Source organism: Nonlabens sp., assembly GCF_039941875.1.
GTDB lineage: Bacteria > Bacteroidota > Bacteroidia > Flavobacteriales > Flavobacteriaceae > Nonlabens.
Window position 1 is genome coordinate 1 of the sequence record NZ_JBDVDQ010000006.1, and the last position, 19684, is coordinate 19684.

The 19684-nt window shown below is 34.9% G+C and carries 22 protein-coding genes and 1 tRNA gene; 9 read left to right on the forward strand and 14 right to left on the reverse strand.

What is annotated here, in order from left to right; translation table 11 throughout:
* From ABJF08_RS04400 to ABJF08_RS04420, 5 genes are all read right to left on the reverse strand, one after another.
* On the reverse strand, positions 1 to 1286 hold a 1286-nt coding region (locus ABJF08_RS04400; RefSeq protein WP_348114852.1), incomplete at its 3' end, for an SPFH domain-containing protein.
* Between the two features lie 74 nt (positions 1287 to 1360).
* Positions 1361 to 1888: a hypothetical protein gene (locus tag ABJF08_RS04405; RefSeq protein ID WP_348114853.1), complete on the reverse strand. Its 528-nt coding sequence runs from the start codon at positions 1886 to 1888 to the stop codon at positions 1361 to 1363.
* Positions 1889 to 1970: 82 nt separating this feature from the next.
* The gene (locus tag ABJF08_RS04410) at positions 1971 to 2672 is read right to left on the reverse strand and encodes a hypothetical protein (protein WP_348114854.1); all 702 of its coding nucleotides are present in this window, start codon (positions 2670 to 2672) and stop codon (positions 1971 to 1973) included.
* 63 nt (positions 2673 to 2735) lie between these two features.
* A complete protein-coding gene (locus ABJF08_RS04415; protein ID WP_348114855.1) occupies positions 2736 to 3449 on the reverse strand; it encodes a PspA/IM30 family protein in 714 nt (237 codons plus the stop codon).
* A 59-nt stretch (positions 3450 to 3508) separates the two neighbouring features.
* The gene (locus tag ABJF08_RS04420) at positions 3509 to 3904 is read right to left on the reverse strand and encodes a molecular chaperone Tir (RefSeq protein ID WP_348114856.1); all 396 of its coding nucleotides are present in this window, start codon (positions 3902 to 3904) and stop codon (positions 3509 to 3511) included.
* Positions 3905 to 4219: 315 nt separating this feature from the next.
* On the opposite strand from ABJF08_RS04420, the gene ABJF08_RS04425 reads away from it, so the two are divergent.
* A complete protein-coding gene (locus ABJF08_RS04425) occupies positions 4220 to 4975 on the forward strand; it encodes a helix-turn-helix transcriptional regulator (RefSeq protein ID WP_348114857.1) in 756 nt (251 codons plus the stop codon).
* A gap of 84 nt (positions 4976 to 5059) precedes the next feature.
* On the opposite strand, the gene ABJF08_RS04430 is transcribed toward ABJF08_RS04425, so the two are convergent.
* From ABJF08_RS04430 to mce, 4 genes are all read right to left on the reverse strand, one after another.
* Entirely contained in the window at positions 5060 to 6268 is a 1209-nt protein-coding gene (locus ABJF08_RS04430; RefSeq protein ID WP_348114858.1) for a LamG-like jellyroll fold domain-containing protein, read from the reverse strand.
* Positions 6269 to 6762: 494 nt separating this feature from the next.
* A complete protein-coding gene (locus ABJF08_RS04435) occupies positions 6763 to 7053 on the reverse strand; it encodes a GIY-YIG nuclease family protein (protein ID WP_348114859.1) in 291 nt (96 codons plus the stop codon).
* A gap of 55 nt (positions 7054 to 7108) precedes the next feature.
* A tRNA-Ile gene (locus ABJF08_RS04440) sits at positions 7109 to 7182 on the reverse strand.
* Between the two features lie 74 nt (positions 7183 to 7256).
* Positions 7257 to 7661, reverse strand: coding sequence for a methylmalonyl-CoA epimerase (gene mce / locus ABJF08_RS04445; RefSeq protein WP_348114860.1), 405 nt, complete (start codon positions 7659 to 7661; stop codon positions 7257 to 7259).
* A gap of 116 nt (positions 7662 to 7777) precedes the next feature.
* Here mce and rbfA point away from each other — a divergent pair, with 116 nt between their 5' ends.
* Complete coding sequence (gene rbfA / locus ABJF08_RS04450) at positions 7778 to 8173, forward strand: 30S ribosome-binding factor RbfA (protein WP_348114861.1); 396 nt, start codon at positions 7778 to 7780, stop codon at positions 8171 to 8173.
* Positions 8173 to 9390, forward strand: a complete 1218-nt coding sequence (locus tag ABJF08_RS04455; protein ID WP_348114862.1) for an FtsX-like permease family protein — start codon at positions 8173 to 8175, stop codon at positions 9388 to 9390. Before rbfA ends, ABJF08_RS04455 begins: the two co-directional genes overlap by 1 nt.
* Here the strand turns inward: ABJF08_RS04455 and dusB are convergent.
* Both dusB and ABJF08_RS04465 read right to left on the reverse strand, forming a co-directional pair.
* Positions 9375 to 10367 (reverse strand): tRNA dihydrouridine synthase DusB, encoded by a 993-nt coding sequence (gene dusB / locus ABJF08_RS04460; protein WP_348114863.1) that lies wholly within the window; start codon positions 10365 to 10367, stop codon positions 9375 to 9377. The genes ABJF08_RS04455 and dusB overlap by 16 nt on opposite strands.
* 78 nt (positions 10368 to 10445) lie before the next feature.
* Positions 10446 to 11477 (reverse strand): rhodanese-related sulfurtransferase, encoded by a 1032-nt coding sequence (locus ABJF08_RS04465; RefSeq protein ID WP_104514275.1) that lies wholly within the window; start codon positions 11475 to 11477, stop codon positions 10446 to 10448.
* Between the two features lie 604 nt (positions 11478 to 12081).
* On the opposite strand from ABJF08_RS04465, the gene ABJF08_RS04470 reads away from it, so the two are divergent.
* The 5 genes from ABJF08_RS04470 to ABJF08_RS04490 all read left to right on the forward strand — a co-directional run bounded on the left by ABJF08_RS04470 (position 12082) and on the right by ABJF08_RS04490 (position 16185).
* On the forward strand, positions 12082 to 12267 hold the full coding sequence (locus tag ABJF08_RS04470; RefSeq protein WP_348114864.1) for a hypothetical protein: 186 nt from the start codon (positions 12082 to 12084) through the stop codon (positions 12265 to 12267).
* Positions 12268 to 12455: 188 nt separating this feature from the next.
* Positions 12456 to 13469 (forward strand): recombinase RecA, encoded by a 1014-nt coding sequence (gene recA / locus ABJF08_RS04475; protein WP_104514277.1) that lies wholly within the window; start codon positions 12456 to 12458, stop codon positions 13467 to 13469.
* 112 nt (positions 13470 to 13581) lie between these two features.
* Positions 13582 to 14004, forward strand: a complete 423-nt coding sequence (locus tag ABJF08_RS04480; protein WP_348114865.1) for a hypothetical protein — start codon at positions 13582 to 13584, stop codon at positions 14002 to 14004.
* Between the two features lie 14 nt (positions 14005 to 14018).
* Positions 14019 to 14567, forward strand: coding sequence for a sigma-70 family RNA polymerase sigma factor (locus ABJF08_RS04485; protein ID WP_348114866.1), 549 nt, complete (start codon positions 14019 to 14021; stop codon positions 14565 to 14567).
* Between the two features lies 1 nt (position 14568).
* Positions 14569 to 16185: a hypothetical protein gene (locus tag ABJF08_RS04490; protein WP_348114867.1), complete on the forward strand. Its 1617-nt coding sequence runs from the start codon at positions 14569 to 14571 to the stop codon at positions 16183 to 16185.
* 136 nt (positions 16186 to 16321) lie between these two features.
* On the opposite strand, the gene ABJF08_RS04495 is transcribed toward ABJF08_RS04490, so the two are convergent.
* Positions 16322 to 17050: a lysophospholipid acyltransferase family protein gene (locus ABJF08_RS04495; protein ID WP_348114868.1), complete on the reverse strand. Its 729-nt coding sequence runs from the start codon at positions 17048 to 17050 to the stop codon at positions 16322 to 16324.
* A 164-nt stretch (positions 17051 to 17214) separates the two neighbouring features.
* On the opposite strand from ABJF08_RS04495, the gene trpS reads away from it, so the two are divergent.
* The gene (gene trpS, locus ABJF08_RS04500; protein ID WP_348114869.1) at positions 17215 to 18183 is read left to right on the forward strand and encodes a tryptophan--tRNA ligase; all 969 of its coding nucleotides are present in this window, start codon (positions 17215 to 17217) and stop codon (positions 18181 to 18183) included.
* A gap of 85 nt (positions 18184 to 18268) precedes the next feature.
* On the opposite strand, the gene ABJF08_RS04505 is transcribed toward trpS, so the two are convergent.
* Both ABJF08_RS04505 and ABJF08_RS04510 read right to left on the reverse strand, forming a co-directional pair.
* Positions 18269 to 18886 carry a deoxynucleoside kinase gene (locus ABJF08_RS04505; protein WP_348114870.1) on the reverse strand — a complete coding sequence of 206 codons (618 nt, stop codon included), beginning with the start codon at positions 18884 to 18886 and terminating at the stop codon, positions 18269 to 18271.
* Between the two features lie 2 nt (positions 18887 to 18888).
* Positions 18889 to 19674, reverse strand: a complete 786-nt coding sequence (locus ABJF08_RS04510; RefSeq protein ID WP_348114871.1) for a hypothetical protein — start codon at positions 19672 to 19674, stop codon at positions 18889 to 18891.
* Between the last annotated feature and the right edge of the window lie 10 nt (positions 19675 to 19684).

Below are 19684 nucleotides of genomic sequence, written 5' to 3' on the forward strand. Positions count from 1 at the left end.
TTATGAGCAAGTGCTTCTATGTTGATTTCTTCAGCTTTTTGAACTGCAGCTTGTTTAGAAGCCTCGGCAGCCTTAGTTACCTTAATTAAATCATCTTGAGCTTTTGCTTCAGCATTTGTGATAGCAACTTGTTTAGCACGGTCAGCAGTTTTGAAAGCCTCGATGTCTTTCATGTTTTCTTGCTCTTCTACCACACCTTTTTCAAGAACTACGCGATCTCTAATCACATCTTGAATGTTCTTTTTCTCAACTTCTACTACTTTCTCTTTCTCGATTTGAGCTAGAGTAACCACTCTTTCTCTCTCGGTAAGTTCTAGCATACGGTCTTTTTCTACACGTTCTGTCTCTACAGCAGCAGTACGTTGCTTGTTTTTCTCTGCAACGATAATTTGACGTTGCATATTTTCTTCGGCAACTTGTACTTTCTCTGTGGTAGCTATACGAGCAGTTTCTGACTTCAATCTTTCTTCTTCTGCTACTTTTAGTGTTTCTGCATCTTCACGAGACTTGATGTTGGCAATCTCACGTTTTTGTTGTTCTTCTTTTTCGGCCAGTTGCTTATCTAGTTCTAGAATCGCTTCACGAGCTTCAACATCTTGTTTGCGTATTACCTTTTCCTCATCACGCTTGATCAGGTTTGCTTTAATATTTTGTGCAGCAGTAAGATCTGTAATCTTCTTGATACCTTCAGCATCTAGGATGTTGTCAGCTTTTAAATGAGAAACACTGGTTTGCTCTAAAAAGTCAATCGCACAATCTTCTAGTGTATAACCATTTAAGTCTGTACCGATAATGTCCACAATCTCATCACGAAACTCGCGACGTGCTTCATACAAATCGATGAACTCAAATTTCTTACCTACGGTTTTTAATGCCTCAGAGAACTTTGCTTCAAATAGGTCTTCTAGTGTTTCTTTTCTAGAAGCACGAGCAACACCTATGGTTTGTGCCACTTTTTTAATGTATTCTACCTCGTTATTTACACGCACGAAGAAGGCTACTTTAATATCGGCTCTCATATTATCTTTACAAATAAGACCTTCTACGCCCATACGCTCGATCTGGATTTTCTTTACCGAAATATCCATAGTCTCCACTCGGTGGAATACTGGTACAACATAAAGTCCTTTATCTGTAGCGACTTTGGTACCTCTAAAACCAGTACGTACTAAAGCTTGTCCTTGATGTACTTTTTTGTAGAACATTGCCACGATAACAAATACCAATACCCCTAAGAGAATGATACCTACTAAAACGGCACCTATAATAAATCCGATGTTTTCCATAAATTAATTTTGATTAGTTGTTTGTGTTATTATTATTATTATTACGGTGTTTCCGCCTTTGATATTTTTATTTTTTAATGTAGCCAATTTAGCCCTGTTGCTGATCTCCATTGATTATTTTCCTTGATAAATAGAATAGTTTTTCCGCTTCCACATAATCCTGGACATAATTCAGAGATTTTGATAAACACTTTAGATTTGTCTTTTGAAAATACAGGTACAGAAATTTTATACCAATAGTTTTTATTGGACACATTAAATCCTAGCCTATCATTATCCCACGAAAAACTTGTGTGTTTTTCTTTTTGTTTAGTCATTTCTCCGATTTCTTGATCTGTTAAATTAAATGATCCAGGTTTAAAACTGAAATCATTTATATTATACGAACTATCCGTATTTGATATTACGGAGTTATTTTTTGACTTTTTGATAATCTCATAACTTAAATCTGGTTCAATTGATAGCCCATAATTTAAATTTAGTTTTTGATCAATAACCATTATACTCATGAACTCATATATGTCTTCATCAGTTTTCTTGTCTGATTGCGTACAGCTTATCATAAACAGTAGTAAAACTAACAGAGCATGGTGTTTTTTCATTTCTTATTCGTTGGTTCTTTATTTTTAATTAGCTATTTATTCTTATCAATATCGTCTTCGACAAGCTCAGACTGACATCTGATTAAGATTTACTTACTAAATAGTAATTTTTATCATTCGATTGCTTGATAATGAGCACGCTTTCGCGAAAGCGTAATTCTGATCCATCTAATGATTTTACATAAATACTCATAGGGTTACCATCTGCAAGGACTTCTGCATTACCCATTTTATCTCCAGATATAGTGGAAGATAGAGTAGCCTGACGACCTATAAAATCCACTGGAGTATCACCATCTCTATTCAATTGTTTAAAGAAACCTTTAAAAGGAATGGTAAATATTTTAGTAATGAATAGTGCTGGAATCATCATTCCTATCATAATAAAATGACCAATTGAATTATCTGCGCTATGAGTAATCGAAGTTAAGGTTACCGTAGAAATCCACCAAAAGAAAATCCAGCTTGTAAACGTGAACATAAAAGGTAATCCAACAAAGTTGAAATAAATAAGAAAGACTTGCCACCATTTTAAAGGTTTGCGTCTCTTATGAACAATATGTTCTCTGTCTATTTCTCCACTAGAAACGTCTTCAAAATCCATGTTTCCTGCATCTACAGCTTCTAGGTCTATATCCATGTCTACATCTACGTCGATATCTACATCATAGTCAAAGTCGATACCACTAACCGCAGTTAATATCCAATAAATGAACAGTAACAATAGTAGGTAGGTAAGCACCAGATTTGAAGAAGAGAAAAGTAGATCTATGAAATTTTCCAAGGTTGGTTAGTGTTTAATGGTTAGTGTTGGTATGCATGAGCTTCTGGCAGATGCAATCGGCCACTAGGCCTCATCTTTCTTAATACCTAGTTGCTCTTTAAGTTTTGCAAGGTCGTCATCTAGTTTAGATTCTGTCATGTCTGCTGCGGCATCGATTTCATCATCTACAGATTTATTTGTGTTTGCTAGATCGCCATAAGCCTCAGCAAGTGCTTCGTCTTGTGCTACTTTTTCTTTCATACGTTCTAGCATGCTCACGGTTCCTGCGCTGTCTAATTCTGCCATTTGTTTATTGACATTTTTAGTCGCATCACTCACTTTTACGCGAGCTTTGAGTGTTTTTAACTCGTTTTCCCAGTTGGTGATGTTACCTTTAATGGTCTCGATAGTATCTTTTAATTGGGATACATTTTTCTCAAATTTTTCTGTGTCTTCACCAGCACGATTTGCATGTTGTTGTGCTTCTTCTTTTTTGGCCAGTGCTTCTTTAGCAAGTCTGTCAGCATCTGCCACGTCCATAGTCCCAGCGTGCGCTTTTTTAAGAATAAGCATCGCTTTAGATTCATAATCTTTGGCTGTTGCAGTGTGCTCGTCACGTTCATTTTTAGAACGTATGGCAAGTGCTTTTACTTGTGCCATAGCTTCCACGCTTTTATTAAGGTCTTCTTTCATATCACGTATTCCTTGCTCGGTCATGGTGATAGGGTCTTCTAGGTTATCAACTGCTTTGTTTGCTTGTGCTTCTCCTATTTTAAATATTCTTTTAAATATGTTCATGATGTTGTGTTTTTATGGCAGATGCAATCCGCTGTTAGGTTTAGATACATTGCATGCATCTAATATTTTGAAAATTTGATAATGTTATCAGAGTACTCGCTCATTAATAAACTCAATGAGTTAAGAGTACCTTCTAACTCGTTAAGGTCTAGATTTTCTATTTGAAGCGTGTCTCTAAAGATGACTTTAGATCCACTTTCATCGAGTACAAATGCGCCGTGAATGATATCCCGGTTTTTTTGTAATAGACTCTTAAAAACCTCTTCGTTTTTATTATTGATTTTAAAAATATATTGTTCCATAATGAGAATAGGCGGTGCGATTCCCAGAATCATATTTTTAACTCCGGCGCTTTCTTTTTCTATCACCATTATTCCATCTTGTGGATTTTCTCTGATGATGTCAAAATCAAGCTGTAAGAGGTAGTCTTTAATTGTATTGAAGTAATTATTCATAGGTTTTAATTGGCAGGTTTAATATTACGAAAAAGCTTATTGTAATCCCACTAAAATTTGGGTAGCTATTTCAATAACATATATAATAATAGGTATCATAGTTTTTTAGTTTAAGGTTATCTCGCTTTCGCGAAAGCGTAAACAGCAACGGCCTATTGCATTATTACAGTTGTTTTAAAAAACAATCGTTCTAAAAAGGTTGGTACATTTTTAGAACTTTTGCTCAAAATATTAGTGTAAACAAAATCATTTAGCTAATATTGTTAGTGTAAATATACATAATATTTTAATATTTGCAAATAAAATTAGCAAAATATGTCGTTTTTCGGAAAGAACATAAAAAAAATACGTGGAGTTAAAGGGTTGAGTCAGCAGGCGTTTGCCGATCTATTTGACTTAAAGAGAGGTACTTTAGGTGCTTATGAAGAAGGTAGGAGTGAGCCTAAGATAGATACTATAATTCTTATTGCTAATTATTTTAGCATTGCAATAGGAGACATGCTCACAGCAGAATTAACCGTAAATCAGCTCTTGCGATTTAACGACAGTCTTACCTTAACACCAGAAGATTTAGAAAGAGAGCAATTTGCGCAAATACCTTGTATTACAGAAAAAACGTCTCATGATTATATAGAGTATTATGACAACGATGCTTTTCTTGCCGATTTACCTACACTTACTTTACCACTCAATACAGAAAAGGATTTTATAGGTTATACGGTGACTAACTTAGAAATGACTACGCATGACAAAGGACTGTTTCCTAAGGATGTAGTGATAGGTGAGAAGGTGCCTAAAAATGTGATTACCAAGCTTAATAATGGAACTGTAGTTCTTGCAGTAACTGATAAAACTCTTATTCTAAGAAGGCTGTATATTACAGACAAGGGGCTGGTCCTGAGAGCAGATCATAAAAATGTTGATGATATTACCATAGATAAAAAAGCTGTGAAGCAATTATGGCGTGTGCGTTATGTGTTCTTTAGAAGAATGCCTGACTTTTCTGATAGTATGGAAGATAAAATGGCTTTTTTAGAAGCGCAAATGAAGGAGTTGAGAGATTCTATTTAGAACTTAAAATATATTAGTACAAAATAAAGCTGCAAACAGATGTTTGCAGCTTTTTATTTATAAATCTGTTATGATTTTAAATTATTAATTCTTAATCCATTTAAAAGTTTTACTTGCATTATCCTGAGTAACGCTTACAATGTATAGTCCTGTAGCTATAGTAGGTTTGATTATTTGTGATTCACTCACTGTGGTGGTAAGTAGTTCTTTACCTGATAAGGTATGTATGCTTATTTGAGCATTTTCTAGTGTCATACCGTTAAAACTTAAGTTTTGTGATGGGTTTTGAGTAATTTTTAAATTATTTAAAGCATGGTTCTCCATACTAAGAGCGTTTACCGATACACAGTCTGATAATTGAGTACAGCCGTTAAAGGTCACCTCTACAGCATAGTCGCCTATAGCTGTTGGAGAATAAGAGCTAGATGTCGCGCCTGTTATTGCTCTATTATTTGCACATTCTACCCATCGGTATGATGCGCCAGATTGTTGTGAAGAAAGAATACCATTATTTTGGGTAACTGTAAGATCTATTAAAGGAGTTAAAGTTACTGCGCTAGAAACCCAGTTAGAACTAGTACCGGATAATGTAAAGTTGAATAATGTGCCAGAGGATAGTCCTGAAGAATCTGTTAGGCTAGTGACAGTAGTGTTAGTAGCGCCGGCACTTCCTTGATTAAATTTGTAGTAAGCCTCTATTCCTGAGGTAGACTGACATATTTCATTACTCATAGAGTTGGATATTTCAGTTTGTGTTCTTGCTACATTCCAAATTCTTACTTCGTCTAATTCTCCTGCAAATGTTAGGTTTGCGCCACCAGGTACTCGACGGCCTATTCTTAAATCAATTCCTGTAGTAGGAGTGTCAACGCTAGATAGGTTTCCTGTACCTACTTGCAGTCCGTCTACATATAGAAAACCTGTACTATTATTTAATACAAATGCGACGTGTGTCCACTGTCCTACGGGAACGACTCCTGTAGAAGATGATAGATTTGCATTAGTCCCGCCAGAAAAAAAGGATAGGCCTCTATTTCCATTGATCATAAAAGTATTTCTAGATCCTGCAGCATTTACTCCATAATCTAATATGGTTAGGTTGGAGCTGGGAGCGCTAGGGCTTATGTAAATCCATGCTTCAAATGTTCTGTTTGCACTACCGGTTACACCTGTATATGTGGTCTGGATATAATCATCTGTAGCATCAAAACTAAGAGCATTTTGAGTTTGACTTTGAACGATTGTGCATAAAAAAAGTAGACAAATTTGGGCTAGTTGTAATTTTGTTTTCATGGTTGTTGGATATTAATTGGTTATTAATCATAATGATACGTATTTTATATCAAAATTTTGACTTCATTAATATCAAAAACTTACTTGTAAATAATAATATATTTTATGTAGTACTTTTTTACCAAAATCTATTTTGTAAATGGTGTATTTTAAGAATATGTCATTTCTTTCTTTTTAATAAAGTCATTTGTCTATCTGAGGCAATGTTGTGCTATAAAAATGCTGTATTTGTTAAATGAATAGACGGTAAGAAGAATAAGTGTGTCTAAACTTTAAGGAGTAACAAACACCATTTTATATAGAGTTGAAATGGTGAATTCCCATAGAATACTGTGTCAAGCAAGGTGCAGTTTTCTTGCTGAGGGGAAATAGGCTTTGAGATTTCTAGGAAGAAGTAATAAAAAAAGGCCTTAGCGTTAACTAAGGTCTTGTTGTGGGCCCACCTGGGCTCGAACCAGGGACTTTCTGTCCCGATAGCTATCGGGAGAGTCCGATTATCTAGTTTGATTTAAGATTTTCTCACGTAATTCTTTATACTTCATTAAGTTCTCGATGTACGTTCTGCTTTTCATTCTTTTGATTTTCTTTTCTAAACGAGTAGCATGCGCGTAATCATCACATTGTATCGTTAGTTTTATTTCCCAATCATTAACTGTAGCAGTAAATTTTCCTTTCCCGTATTTGCCCTGATTGTGTGCGTTCAGTCTTATTTCAAGACTCTCTTGAATAATACCTACATAAAATTTATTCAACTGTTCACTGTAAATAATATAGAGCCACGCCATGATATAGAAAACTGTTAAAATAAAAAAGACCTTAGCGTTAACTAAGGTCTTGTTGTGGGCCCACCTGGGCTCGAACCAGGGACTTTCTGATTATGAGTCAGATACTCTAACCAGCTGAGTTATAGGCCCAATAAGATAATAGCTGGTAATATCTTATCTAAAAAGTCTGCAAATGTAATCAATTATTAGATTACTGCAAACTTTTATTCGATTTCTTGACATAATTCTACAAGAACTCCATTTGTTCCTTTGGGATGTAGGAATGCAACCCATTTATTATCGGCACCGCGTTTAGGTTCTTTATTGAGAATATGAAACCCTTCTTTTTCTAATCTTATCAATTCTGACTTAATATCTGTTACGGCAAATGCTATGTGATGTATACCTTCTCCTTTCTTTGCGATGTACTTTGCTATCGCACTGTCTTCACTAGTCGCAGCAAGAAGCTCTATCTTATTATCACCACTTTTAAAAAAACTTGTGTCTACAGATTCACTCTCTACCGTTTCTGTTTTATAAGGTTCACGTCCTAAAAGTTTTGTGTATAATTCATTTGCTTGATCTAGATTTTTAACCGCAATTCCTAAGTGTTCTATTTTTCCAAACATATTATTTACCTTTAAGAAAACAAATTTAGTGTAGATAATGTATTAGATGGTATTTCTATGACCATATTAACTACTGGTCTATCAACTATTAATGAGGAACATCTTACCTTTGCAGCATGGAAGAAAGTAATAGACAGAAAAAAATAGCCGGAATTTTACAGGGAGACCTATCTACGGTTATTCAGGATGTGATGAGAAAGAATGCTGTGAATAATCTTATAGTATCGGTTACTAAGGTTACTGTTACTCCAGATTTAGGTTATGCAAAGGTCTATCTATCTGTATTTCCAGCAGAGAAATCTGTTGCTGTTGTTAAAGAAATTGTAGAAATGGGCCATGAAATACGTTATGAAGTGGCTGCAAAGGTGCGCCATCAGTTTAGACGCATGCCAGAACTTCAGTTTTTTAACGATGATTCTTTAGAATACATGGATCAAATAGATCGTGAACTGAGAGGAGAGAATAACCCAATCGATAATCCAGACCTTCTACCACGACGTAAAAAGTCTTAGTGAATTTTTCTTTTTACATAGCGCGACGTTACCTCGTTTCTAAAAATGGCAAAAACGCCATTAACATTATTAATATCCTTAGTTTTATTATTACTGTAGTGGGAACCGCGGCACTTTTTATCGTGCTTTCTGGTTTTTCAGGACTTAAGGATTTTAGTACAGAATTTTCAAATTACTTTGATCCAGATCTTAAAATTTTACCTGTAAAGGGTAAGACTGTTTCTATTCCGCTTTCGCGAAAGCGAGAACTAGAAAGTATTCCTGGGGTAGAATTAATATGTGCTGTCATTGAAGAAAAGGCGTTTTTAAACTATGAAGAGAAAAACGACATAGCATTTATAAAAGGAGTTCCTGATGATTATGTAAACATGATCCAACCAGATTCTATTTTATATTATGGTAGCTGGTTATCTAAAAGCGATGCACAAGTAGTGGCTGGATACTCACTAGCTGCCCGATTATCACTTACTGTAAATAATTATGGTAGTTACATGCAAATTATGGTGCCTAGACCTGGTACTAATGCCATAAACAAATTGAATATAAGTAGTTCATTTTCTAGAATGGATGCCATACCTGTAGGAACTTTTAGTGTGAATGAAGCACTGGATAGTAAGTACATTTTCACGAGATTAAGTGCAGCACGACGATTATTACAAATGGACGACTCTACGGCTAGTGCTGTTGAGGTAAAATTATCCTCTACAGCAAACGAGAGTGATGTGCGTAGAGCAATTAATGATGTTTTTAAAGAGCCGATTAAAATAAAGGATAAATTCCAGATGAATGACGCGCTTTATAAAATGCTTAATTCAGAAAATCTAGTCGTTTATTTGATCTTTACACTAGTCTTAATTATCGCGTTATTCAATGTAGTAGGTAGCATTATTATGATGATTCTTGATAAGAAGAAGAATATGAAAACCTTACTAGACCTAGGTGCGCCGGTTGCTTCATTGCGCAAGATATTTTTTATACAAGGTAGTCTTATGACACTTTCTGGTGGTGTGATAGGTCTTGTTATAGGAGTAGTGTTTGTGTTGTTACAGGTAGAATATAAGCTGGTTTATATAGCGCCAGGTTTGCCTTATCCGTTTGCGATGGATTTTTGGAATGTGATTATATCCCTGGCAACTATTACCGTATTAGGAATAATCGCCAGTTATATAGGTTCTAGAAGAATAAATGATCGTTTGCTTTCTCAGGCAAAATTATGATCACCGAATTTTGCTAACACCTCGTCAAAGGCAGCAAAAACTCCAGCAGAATCGTCGCTAGTGACCATTTTCATTCGGTATTCTTTAAAATTCGGTATTCCTTTAAAGTAATTAGTATAATGTCTACGTGTTTCAAAAACACCTAGTGTTTCTCCTTTCCAGTCTATCGCCATTTGCAAGTGTCTGCGGGCTACTTCTACACGGTCTGCCATGGTAGGTGGTGCCATGTGAGTTCCATGTTTAAAGAAGTGTTTTATTTCGTTAAAAAACCATGGATATCCTATACTAGCGCGTCCTATCATACAGCCATCTAGACCATATTCATCGCGCATTTTCATAGCGAGTTCTGGTGTGGTAACATCTCCATTACCGAATATAGGGATATGCATGCGTGGGTTGTTCTTCACCTCTGCAATTGGTTTCCAGTTTGCATTACCTTTATACATCTGTGCACGTGTACGACCGTGTATGGATAAGGCTTTTATACCTACATCTTGTAAACGCTCTGCGACTTCTACTATTCTTATAGAGTCGTCATCCCAGCCTAATCTTGTTTTTACAGTAATAGGTAAGGAGGTGTGCTCTACCATAGCCTTAGTAAGCGACACCATAAGATCTATGTCTTTAAGAATACCTGCTCCAGCACCTTTAGAAACTACCTTTTTTACAGGACAGCCGAAGTTGATGTCTATAATATCTGGTTTTGTACGTTCTACTATTTCTACACACTGTAGCATAGAATCCAGATTTGCGCCAAATATTTGGATCCCTACCGGTCTTTCACTCTCATAAATATCTAATTTCATGGTGCTTTTTGCAGCATCACGTATAAGACCTTCGCTAGAAATGAATTCTGTATAAACCACATCAGCACCATTTTCTTTACATAACGTACGGAAAGGTGGATCGCTCACATCTTCCATAGGTGCAAGTAAGAGTGGGAAATCTGGTAATTCTATGTCGCCTATTTTAACCATGTTGTAAGGGTAAGGTGTAAATTAAAGTTCCGCTTTCGCGAAAGCGGAACTAGTAAAATCTTAATTTAAATTTTTGAACTATTTCTTATAAGCCAGCTTTTCTGAACGGCCTTTCTTAAAAATATTATTGCTATTGTAATGACCTGCTCTCAAAGCTTTTTGCTCTTCATATGGTAGCTTAATAATATCATTACATTCTTCACTACAGCAATTTTCATATTTCTCTTTGCAAGAATCACACTGAATAAATAGTAAATGGCAGGCATTATTTTCACAATTAGTATGTGTGTCACAAGGTGCACCACATTGATGACAGTTAGAAATAACCTCGTCACCTATCTTTTCAGCAAGTCTGTGGTCAAAGACAAAGTTTTTACCTCTGAATTTATTCTCTAGATTTTGCTCCGTTACCTGTCTATGGTACTCGATAATACCACCTTCTAGTTGGTAAACGTCTTTAAAACCTTTATGTTTATAATAAGCGCTAGCTTTTTCACAACGTATACCACCAGTACAATACATAACTAGCTTCTTGTCTTCTTTATGATCTTTAAGTTTATCTTCTATATAATCAAGACTGTCTCTGAAGGTATCCACATCTGGAGTCCAGGCATTTTTAAAATGGCCTATTTCTGACTCATAATGGTTGCGCATATCGACTAGAACTGTATTAGGGTCGTCGATAAGTTCATTAAAAGCAGTAGCATCTACATGTATACCTTTATTAGTAACATCAAAGGATTGATCTTCCAGTCCGTCTGCGACTATTTTTTTGCGCACTTTAACTTTAAGTTTTAAGAAGCTCTCGTTATCGTGTTCTCTAGCGATATTTAAACGTACGTTTTCTAAAAAATCGATACCGTCTAAAAAGGTTTTAAACTCTTCAAAACGATCTCCAGGAACAGAGAGTTGTGCATTTATACCTTCGTGAGCGACATAAATTCTCCCTAGAACATCCATGGGATGCCAGTGAAGAAATAGATGATCTCTAAATAGTTGTGGATTACCGATCTGGTGGTACTGATAGAAAGATATAGTAAGGCGTTCTTTTCCAGCCTCGCGTATTAATACACGTCTTTCTTCAGCACTTAATTTGTTATACAGTTGCATGCTATAAACAGTTTATGTGTTGAAAATTTGCGCAAAGATACTGAGAATTAATAAAAGACTAAAAGCGATAACAATAGGCGAAGGGAAAGTAGTTTTGAACAAGCAAGTAATACGATTAATATTAATAGTCTTTCAACAGGTATGTACTTTGTGAAAGTAGTTAATGGTAATTCCCAGTCTACTTTGAAATTTATAAAAGAGTAAGAATGTAGTTTACACATTTAATTTATTTAGAAATGGGAATCTTGTAATGAGATTCCCTTTTTTTATGCCGTTCTATTTGTTGTTGTTCCGCTTTCGCGAAACCGGAATTATATCATAAAATGATCTATGAAATGAGTTGTTTTGTATTATGTAGACGTACTGACTATAAAGTGTCGAAAACGGTAAATGAGGTACAAAATAAAGTTATAGTTAGATTTGGAATAATTTTCCAAGGATCAATGTCAAGAAATAACGGTCAATTGTTTACTATTTGGATAAATATGTATATTAAACCTGTAAATGGTTATATAATTTATATCTTTAGACTCGATTATAGAAGGAAAGGTGCAAGTGATAGTATTTAAGGAAAAAGATAATTTTAAAATAAAAAAATAGGGAAATGAAAAATAACAAGTATTTAATTTTAGCAATTTTTATATTAGTAGGAACAATAGCTCATGCGCAAGCTCCTGGTTTTGTGGATGATGTAAATGATGTAGAAGATACTGCACCGATCCCTGGTTTGTTATTAGCGGTTTGTGCTGCGATAGGTATTGGGGTAGCAAAATTAAGAGCAAAAAAATAACTCTAAGTTATTCAATTGATAATAAAAAAGGGGAATCTTAAATCAAGATTTCCCTTTTTTATATTTTATAGTTGGATATTAGTTTCGCTTTCGCGAAAGCGGAACTTTTATAAACATCGTTAATAACCTAATCTCTATCCTATTGTTTCTACTTTATCTAGGCCGTATTTTTACCTAAAATAATTACAATGGCAGACGATAAAGAGAAAGAAGCAAAATTAAAAGCCCTTAAATTAACCCTTGATAAGCTGGATAAGGCTTACGGTAAGGGAACGGTAATGAAAATGGGTGATAAGCAAGTTGTTGAGGTAGAATCTATTTCTACTGGTTCACTTGCCTTAAACGCAGCTTTAGGTGTAGGTGGTTATCCACGAGGTAGAGTTATTGAAATTTATGGACCAGAATCTTCTGGTAAAACAACTTTAACCTTACACGCTATAGCAGAGTGTCAAAAAGCAGGTGGTATCGCAGCATTTATTGATGCAGAGCACGCTTTTGACCGTTTTTATGCAGAAAAATTAGGCGTTGACTTAGATAATTTAATTATCTCACAACCAGATAATGGAGAGCAAGCTCTAGAAATAGCAGATAATCTTATACGTTCTGGAGCAATTGATATTATCGTAGTAGATTCTGTAGCAGCGCTTACTCCTAAAAGTGAGATAGAAGGTGAAATGGGAGATAGTAAAATGGGTCTTCATGCTCGTTTAATGTCACAAGCACTTAGAAAACTTACAGGTTCTATTTCTAAGACAAATTGTACTGTTATATTCATTAACCAGTTACGTGAGAAAATAGGGGTGATGTTCGGTAATCCAGAGACTACTACTGGTGGTAATGCCTTGAAATTCTATGCTTCTGTAAGATTAGACATAAGAAGATCTACACAAATTAAAGATAGTAGTGGTGCCGTTTTAGGTAACAAGACTCGTGTAAAAGTGGTAAAGAATAAAGTCGCGCCACCATTTAGAATGGCCGAATTTGATATCATGTACGGTGAAGGTGTTTCTAAACTAGGAGAAATTATCGATTTAGGTGTTAATTATGAAATCATCAATAAAGCTGGTTCGTGGTTCTCTTATGAAGATACTAAACTAGGACAAGGTCGTGACTCTGTTAAGACTATTCTTAAGGATAATCCAGATCTAGTAGAAGAGTTGGAAGTTAAAATTATGGATTCTATAAAGGCTATAAGTAACTAGTCTTATACCTTTTGAAAATTTTAAAACCGCTCTCTGTAAAAAGAAGCGGTTTTTTTTATAGCTAGACGCAACCTTTTGTATAATGGTGCATCTATAATGTATAATACTGAAAATGAAGATGAGATTAAAATTTATTATGATTCTTGCACTAGCAATTATCACCCTTAATAGTTGTAGCGTAGATGATGGTAATAGTACAGCTATTATTAATTATGAAGCCCTAGCTATAGAAAGTGTAGACTTGCCACAAAGTTTTACTTTTGGAGAAACTCATGATATTCTTGTTGGGTTTGACTATTCTAATAGCTGTCAAAACTTTGCAGGTTTTGAAGTAGATTCTAACTTAAATGAAAGAGTTATTACCGTGGTAGCATCAGTTAGTAACGGTAATTGTACAGATGAGGTAGTTAGAAGAGAACAAAATTTAAGATTTTTAGCAGCAAGTAATGGGACGTATGTGTTTAAATTCTTCACAGGGTTTGATGAAAATAACGAACCTACTTATTTGGAATACACAATACCTGTAGAAGAATGATTGAATTTTAAAGTGTGGTCTATAAAAAGATAGTTTCATTATGTCAAAAAAATGATCCTAAAGCCCAAAAAGAACTCTATGAAATGTTCTCACCTAAGCTTTATGGATCCTGCCTAAGATATGCTCCTAATGAGCAAGAGGCACAAGACATATTGCAAGATTCTTTTATAACCATATTTAAAAAAATTGATCAGTTTAAATTTAAAGGTTCTTTTGAGGGCTGGTGTAAAAGAATAACGGTAAATACTGCTTTGCAAAGGTATAGAGGTACAAAAGTATTTGACTTAGTTAATGAAGATCAAATAGAAGATATAGAAACCGTTGAGGTAGAAGAGTCTGATGACGTGCCGCTTAAAGATTTACTTTTCATGGTGCAGCAGTTGCCAGAAAGATATAGACTCGTGTTTACCATGTATGTAATGGATGGATACAGTCATAAAGAAATAGCAGATATGATGAAGATTACCCTAGGTACTTCTAAATCTAACCTTGCTCGAGCAAGGCAAAACCTGCAAATAATGGTTAAATCATGGCGAGAATCGCATAATTCTAACGCCAGTTAATATGAGTGATAAGAAAAATATAGATAGACTTTTTCAAGAAGGTTTTAAAGACTTTGAGGTGAAACCACCTTCTATGGTCTGGGATAATATTGGCCAAGAAATAGGTCATAATAAAAAGCAGAAAGCTATTTCATTATGGTGGATTTTAGGCGGTGTAGCAGCTGGACTGGCTATTTTATTATCTGTTTATATAAGTGCATACAGCAACGTTACTGTAGATGATAAGCTACCTATAGTTAATATGCCTGCATTAATTGACAACAACAAAAAAACTGAAGGAGAGACAGATGTCAAAGATGTCAATAATAGTCTAGACACAACACCTGATAGCAAAGAATCAATTAATGATGTACAATTAGTAACTAGAGATCTAGATTCTGAGAATAACGATGTAAATAATTTAAGAAGTAAGCCATCTACATCTAGACTTAAGATAACAAATACTCATCAAAAACCGAGTAATTTATCTAAAAATAGAAATTATTCTACTGATAATAAGGTTGCGAACGCTGAGAAAACGGTAACAACTACATATGCCAGTCCGTCGACCACTAGGGCTAAGGATGCATATAAAACTTCTATTGCTCAAAATAGTAATCAGTCTGTTTTAAACACACCTAATGATAATACAGGTGTTTTAAATGAAACTTCTAAGAAGGTAAATGCGATCACAGATAATAATTCTACGGCAATGAATACCGGTGTTGATAAAACAGATTTTGAAGACAGTTCCATAAATAAAACAGAAGACATTTATAAAAAGGATATTTTAAACAATGCGGTTACAGCGGTTGATTCTATAAAGAAAAAACTACCTACTCTAGAAGAGATAGCGGCACAAGAAGAAAAAGAAGATAGTTTAAATAGCACGGTGTTTAAAGGAAGATGGGCAGCAAGTACGAAGGTAGGTCCAGTATATTCAAATAGCCTGAGTGGTAGCGCTATTAATAGTGAGGTAATCAATAATAATCGCGATGCAGGACTCAATCTGAGTTATGGTATAGGATTAAGCTATGAGATCTCTCCTCGATGGAGTGTGAGAACCGGTGTTAATCAAGTAAATATGACTTATAGTACACAGGATATTAATTATCAAGTAAATGTAGATATAGCCAGTCGTGGTCAGTTTCTTCCTCAGACTTATTCTTCTAGCTCGATTACCAGTGCAGTGGTGACTGGTGCTAGTCCACTTTCTAATGATGCTTTAAACACTGGTTTTGCAGCGCAAGAGTTAGTAGAAAGCCAGTTACAAGGATTTAAAGGAGAGCTTTCTCAACGATTAGGTTACATAGAAGTACCACTAGAACTTAGATATAGTTTAATAAACAATAAGTTTAAGGTAAATGTATTAGGTGGTATGAGCGCTTTATTTCTAACCGATAATATGGTTACTGTTCAAAACGATAATCAGCGATTAGAACTAGGTGAGGATGCTAATTTTAATGAATTTAACCAGAGTGCAAACTTTGGATTAGGAATTAGCTATGACTTTACATCTAAGTTAGGTGTGTTTATAGAACCTACATTTAAATATCAATTAAGTACATTAAGTAATAACGTTGCAGATTTTAAACCCTATACTATTGGGGTGCAAAGTGGTGTAGCATTAAAATTTTAAATCACTAGCAGTCATTGTGAGCTAGTTAAGATTTCAGTGAAAAAGAAAAAGAAGAATTTTGAGGTTAGTTATTGAAACTCAATTTTTGCAATGATGATGAAAAACCGTTTCCGTGCCATGGAGCGGTTTTTCTATTTTAAGCCTTTTCTAGAGAGTGAAGAATGATGTTTCTTACGCTTTCGCGAAAGCGTGCTTTATCCTCCACCACCTTCATACCTACCGTCTCAATAGGGAGATGAGTTTCTGCTCTCATAATTCCAGGGCTACCGTTCCAAAAATGAAAGGGAAACCTTTTTTTATTATCGTATAAAGTAACAGGTAATAAAGGTATTTGATGCTCTATGGCTAGTCTAAAAGCACCATCCTTAAAAGGATCTAAAACCACATTTAAATCGTCAGAAACGCCGCCTTCAGGAAAAATACAAATCCCAACACCATCTTGCATGCGCTGTCTAGCACGATCAAAAACCTCTTTTCTACTTCTAGGATTTTTTCTGTCTACTAGAATGCAAGTACGTTTATAGAAAAAACCAAAAACTGGAATCTTAGAAAGCTCTTTTTTACCAACAAAAACAAAGGGGTTTTTAGAGATCAGCAACATCATCATGATATCAGTCATACTGGTATGGTTGGCAACCAGCATATAACTTTGATTCTTTTTCATGGGTTGAGCGCGCTTAATAACTGGCCAGAAACCCATTCCATAAATTATAATAGCCGACCAAAATCGAGCTACCTTAAAGAATAAATGATACGTTTTTTCTGAAATAGTGAGCAATACCAGTAATGGAAACATTATAATAATAGGTACACCCATTAAAATGTAAAACCATACTCGGTACAAAGGCATCAATATGTAGCGCATCCATTTCAAGACATCAAAAATAGAAGAAATTATGATTTTATGGACATGTATTTCTTTGGATCTACTTAAAATAATTGCTCACATGATATTTTATAAAGCTTTAACGTCCTTTGCATTGTGTTGATCGCTTTTTACTAATTATCTTTGATCCTCAATTAAAAACAATGGCAAGAATACTTACTGGCGTTCAATCTACTGGAACACCGCACCTAGGAAATCTTCTAGGAGCAATTTTACCAGCGATCGAAATGTCTACAAATGAAGAAAACGATTCTTTTCTTTTTATTGCAGACATGCATTCCTTGACACAGATTAAGGACGGAAATTTATTAAGAGAAAACACCTATTCTACTGCAGCGGCATGGCTGGCATGTGGTCTAGATATCAATAAAACCGTTTTTTATAGACAAAGTGATATACCGCAAGTAACAGAATTAAACTGGTATCTTGCTTGTTTCTACCCATTTCAAAGGCTAACTCTAGCACATAGTTTCAAAGATAAAGCAGACCGTCTAGAAGACGTAAATGCTGGTCTTTTTACTTATCCTATGTTAATGGCTGCAGATATATTATTATATGATGCCGAGATCGTTCCTGTAGGAAAAGATCAATTACAACATCTTGAAATCACTCGTGATGTTGCTGGTAGATTTAATAATAAGATGGGAGAAACTTTTATTGAACCTCAAGCTAAGATTCAAAAGAACGGAATGCTTATTCCAGGAACTGATGGAGAAAAGATGAGTAAGTCTAGAGGTAATTACATCGATATTTTCCAGACGGATAAGAAGTTGCGCAAACAGTGTATGTCTATAGAGACAGATAGTACACCGTTAGAAGAACCTAAAAATCCAGAAACTTGTAATGTTTTTGCATTATATAAGTTAATTGCACCAGAGCAAAAGATACAGGAATTGCGCAATAACTATGAGGCTGGTAACTATGGCTATGGACATGCAAAGCAAGCGCTTTTTGAGGTACTTTGTGACCGATTTAAAGATGCTAGAGAACGTTATAACTATCTTATGGATAATAGACATGAAATAGACGAGGCACTAGAAGAAGGTGCTTTTAAAGCACGTCATATTGCAAATGATGTATTAAAACGTGTGCGTTCTAAGGTTGGGTATTAATAAAACTTGAATACTTATTTACAATAAAGCCTGTTCTAATGTTTAGAACAGGCTTTATTATTTTCTACTATTATAGAGTTGTTATCTAAGCAAAAAGCCCAGTCAACTCGGCATCAATTTTATTGATAATACCACCTAGATCTTCAGGATTATTTACAAAATCGATATCATCTACATCGATTATTAATAAGTTCCCTTTATCATAACCATGAATCCATGCCTCATAGCGCTCATTTAAACGGCTTAGGTAATCTATAGAAATCGTGTTTTCATAATCACGACCACGTTTATGAATTTGGTTCACTAGATTAGGTATAGAACTGCGCAAATAGATCAATAAATCTGGAGCAGCAACTACCTTTTCCATAAGGTCAAATAATGAACTGTAATTATCAAAATCTCGTTGAGATAACAATCCCATCGCATGTAGATTAGGTGCAAAAATGCTTGCATCTTCATATATAGTACGATCTTGGATAATTTTATTTCCACTCTCGCGTATTTCTAACACCTGACGGAAACGGCTGTTTAAGAAATAGACTTGTAAATTAAAGGACCATCTTTCCATATCCTGATAAAAATCTTCTAGATATGGGTTTTCTAGAACGTCCTCAAATTGAGGTGTCCATTTATAATGTTTTGCAAGTAAGTTAGTTAGGGTAGTTTTACCAGCACCTATATTTCCGGCAACGGCTATATGCATCTTTATTTCTTAACAGGATTGATCTCATAAACGTCCACACGTTTATCATGCCAAAGATAAAGTTTTCCGCCCTTTAGATAAAGGGTTTTAATATCCTTTTCTAAGACGGTGATGGTTGCGATCTCGCTTTCGCGAAAGCGGAACGTTTTATCTAACTTATAAATCTTAATTATTCCTTCTTTTAGTATAACTAGATTTTCAAAATCATAATCTAAAAGCGTTGCATTTTCTAGAGTTAAGGAAGAGGTTTTACTACCGTAAGAATTAAATGTTTCTATAAAATGATTACTCACCACGTGACAAAAATTATAATCACTGAGTAATTGAGATGAGGTTTCTTCTAAAACAGCCGTACTTATTAGAGTCTGGTTATTAATGTAGTCGTATAACTCTAGACGGTTTTGATCCAGATCGTGCAGCCATAAACGTCGCTCGCCGGCTAGTCTAGCGTGTTCTATAAACCTGCTAGGTGTTAGTCGATTTAAAAGAATGCGCTGCTTTTCATTAAGTCTATTATCTAGTAAAACTATGGTTTGAGTGTCTTTATAGAATAATAGAATACTCAAAGGGTTTATAAGATCTACCTCAGTTAAATCGCCTAGTTGTAGGTCATAGAATTGTGTGATCTCTTTACCGTTTTTCTTAAAAAAGGCATCGTTTTTACCATAATAAACAGCGCCAAAATCATCCAGACCGTAGAAAGAGTCTGCCGTGAGATCAAAACCTTGATCTGTTTTTTGGGCCCAAGAAAGGGAATTTATAAAAAGTAAAAAGAATATCCATTTCATAAAAGCAAAT

What these genes read in the sequence shown, in the direction of transcription:
- ABJF08_RS04405 (WP_348114853.1), bottom strand. Translation starts at nt 1,888, where the DNA reads ATGAAAAAACACCATGCTCTGTTAGTTTTACTACTGTTTATGATAAGC.
- ABJF08_RS04415 (WP_348114855.1), bottom strand. Translation starts at nt 3,449, where the DNA reads ATGAACATATTTAAAAGAATATTTAAAATAGGAGAAGCACAAGCAAAC.
- ABJF08_RS04420 (WP_348114856.1), bottom strand. Translation starts at nt 3,904, where the DNA reads ATGAATAATTACTTCAATACAATTAAAGACTACCTCTTACAGCTTGAT.
- ABJF08_RS04425 (WP_348114857.1), top strand. Translation starts at nt 4,220, where the DNA reads ATGTCGTTTTTCGGAAAGAACATAAAAAAAATACGTGGAGTTAAAGGG.
- ABJF08_RS04430 (WP_348114858.1), bottom strand. Translation starts at nt 6,268, where the DNA reads ATGAAAACAAAATTACAACTAGCCCAAATTTGTCTACTTTTTTTATGC.
- ABJF08_RS04435 (WP_348114859.1), bottom strand. Translation starts at nt 7,053, where the DNA reads ATGGCGTGGCTCTATATTATTTACAGTGAACAGTTGAATAAATTTTAT.
- mce (WP_348114860.1), bottom strand. Translation starts at nt 7,661, where the DNA reads ATGTTTGGAAAAATAGAACACTTAGGAATTGCGGTTAAAAATCTAGAT.
- rbfA (WP_348114861.1), top strand. Translation starts at nt 7,778, where the DNA reads ATGGAAGAAAGTAATAGACAGAAAAAAATAGCCGGAATTTTACAGGGA.
- dusB (WP_348114863.1), bottom strand. Translation starts at nt 10,367, where the DNA reads ATGGTTAAAATAGGCGACATAGAATTACCAGATTTCCCACTCTTACTT.
- ABJF08_RS04465 (WP_104514275.1), bottom strand. Translation starts at nt 11,477, where the DNA reads ATGCAACTGTATAACAAATTAAGTGCTGAAGAAAGACGTGTATTAATA.
- ABJF08_RS04470 (WP_348114864.1), top strand. Translation starts at nt 12,082, where the DNA reads ATGAAAAATAACAAGTATTTAATTTTAGCAATTTTTATATTAGTAGGA.
- recA (WP_104514277.1), top strand. Translation starts at nt 12,456, where the DNA reads ATGGCAGACGATAAAGAGAAAGAAGCAAAATTAAAAGCCCTTAAATTA.
- ABJF08_RS04480 (WP_348114865.1), top strand. Translation starts at nt 13,582, where the DNA reads ATGAAGATGAGATTAAAATTTATTATGATTCTTGCACTAGCAATTATC.
- ABJF08_RS04490 (WP_348114867.1), top strand. Translation starts at nt 14,569, where the DNA reads ATGAGTGATAAGAAAAATATAGATAGACTTTTTCAAGAAGGTTTTAAA.
- ABJF08_RS04495 (WP_348114868.1), bottom strand. Translation starts at nt 17,050, where the DNA reads ATGCGCTACATATTGATGCCTTTGTACCGAGTATGGTTTTACATTTTA.
- trpS (WP_348114869.1), top strand. Translation starts at nt 17,215, where the DNA reads ATGGCAAGAATACTTACTGGCGTTCAATCTACTGGAACACCGCACCTA.
- ABJF08_RS04505 (WP_348114870.1), bottom strand. Translation starts at nt 18,886, where the DNA reads ATGCATATAGCCGTTGCCGGAAATATAGGTGCTGGTAAAACTACCCTA.
- ABJF08_RS04510 (WP_348114871.1), bottom strand. Translation starts at nt 19,674, where the DNA reads ATGAAATGGATATTCTTTTTACTTTTTATAAATTCCCTTTCTTGGGCC.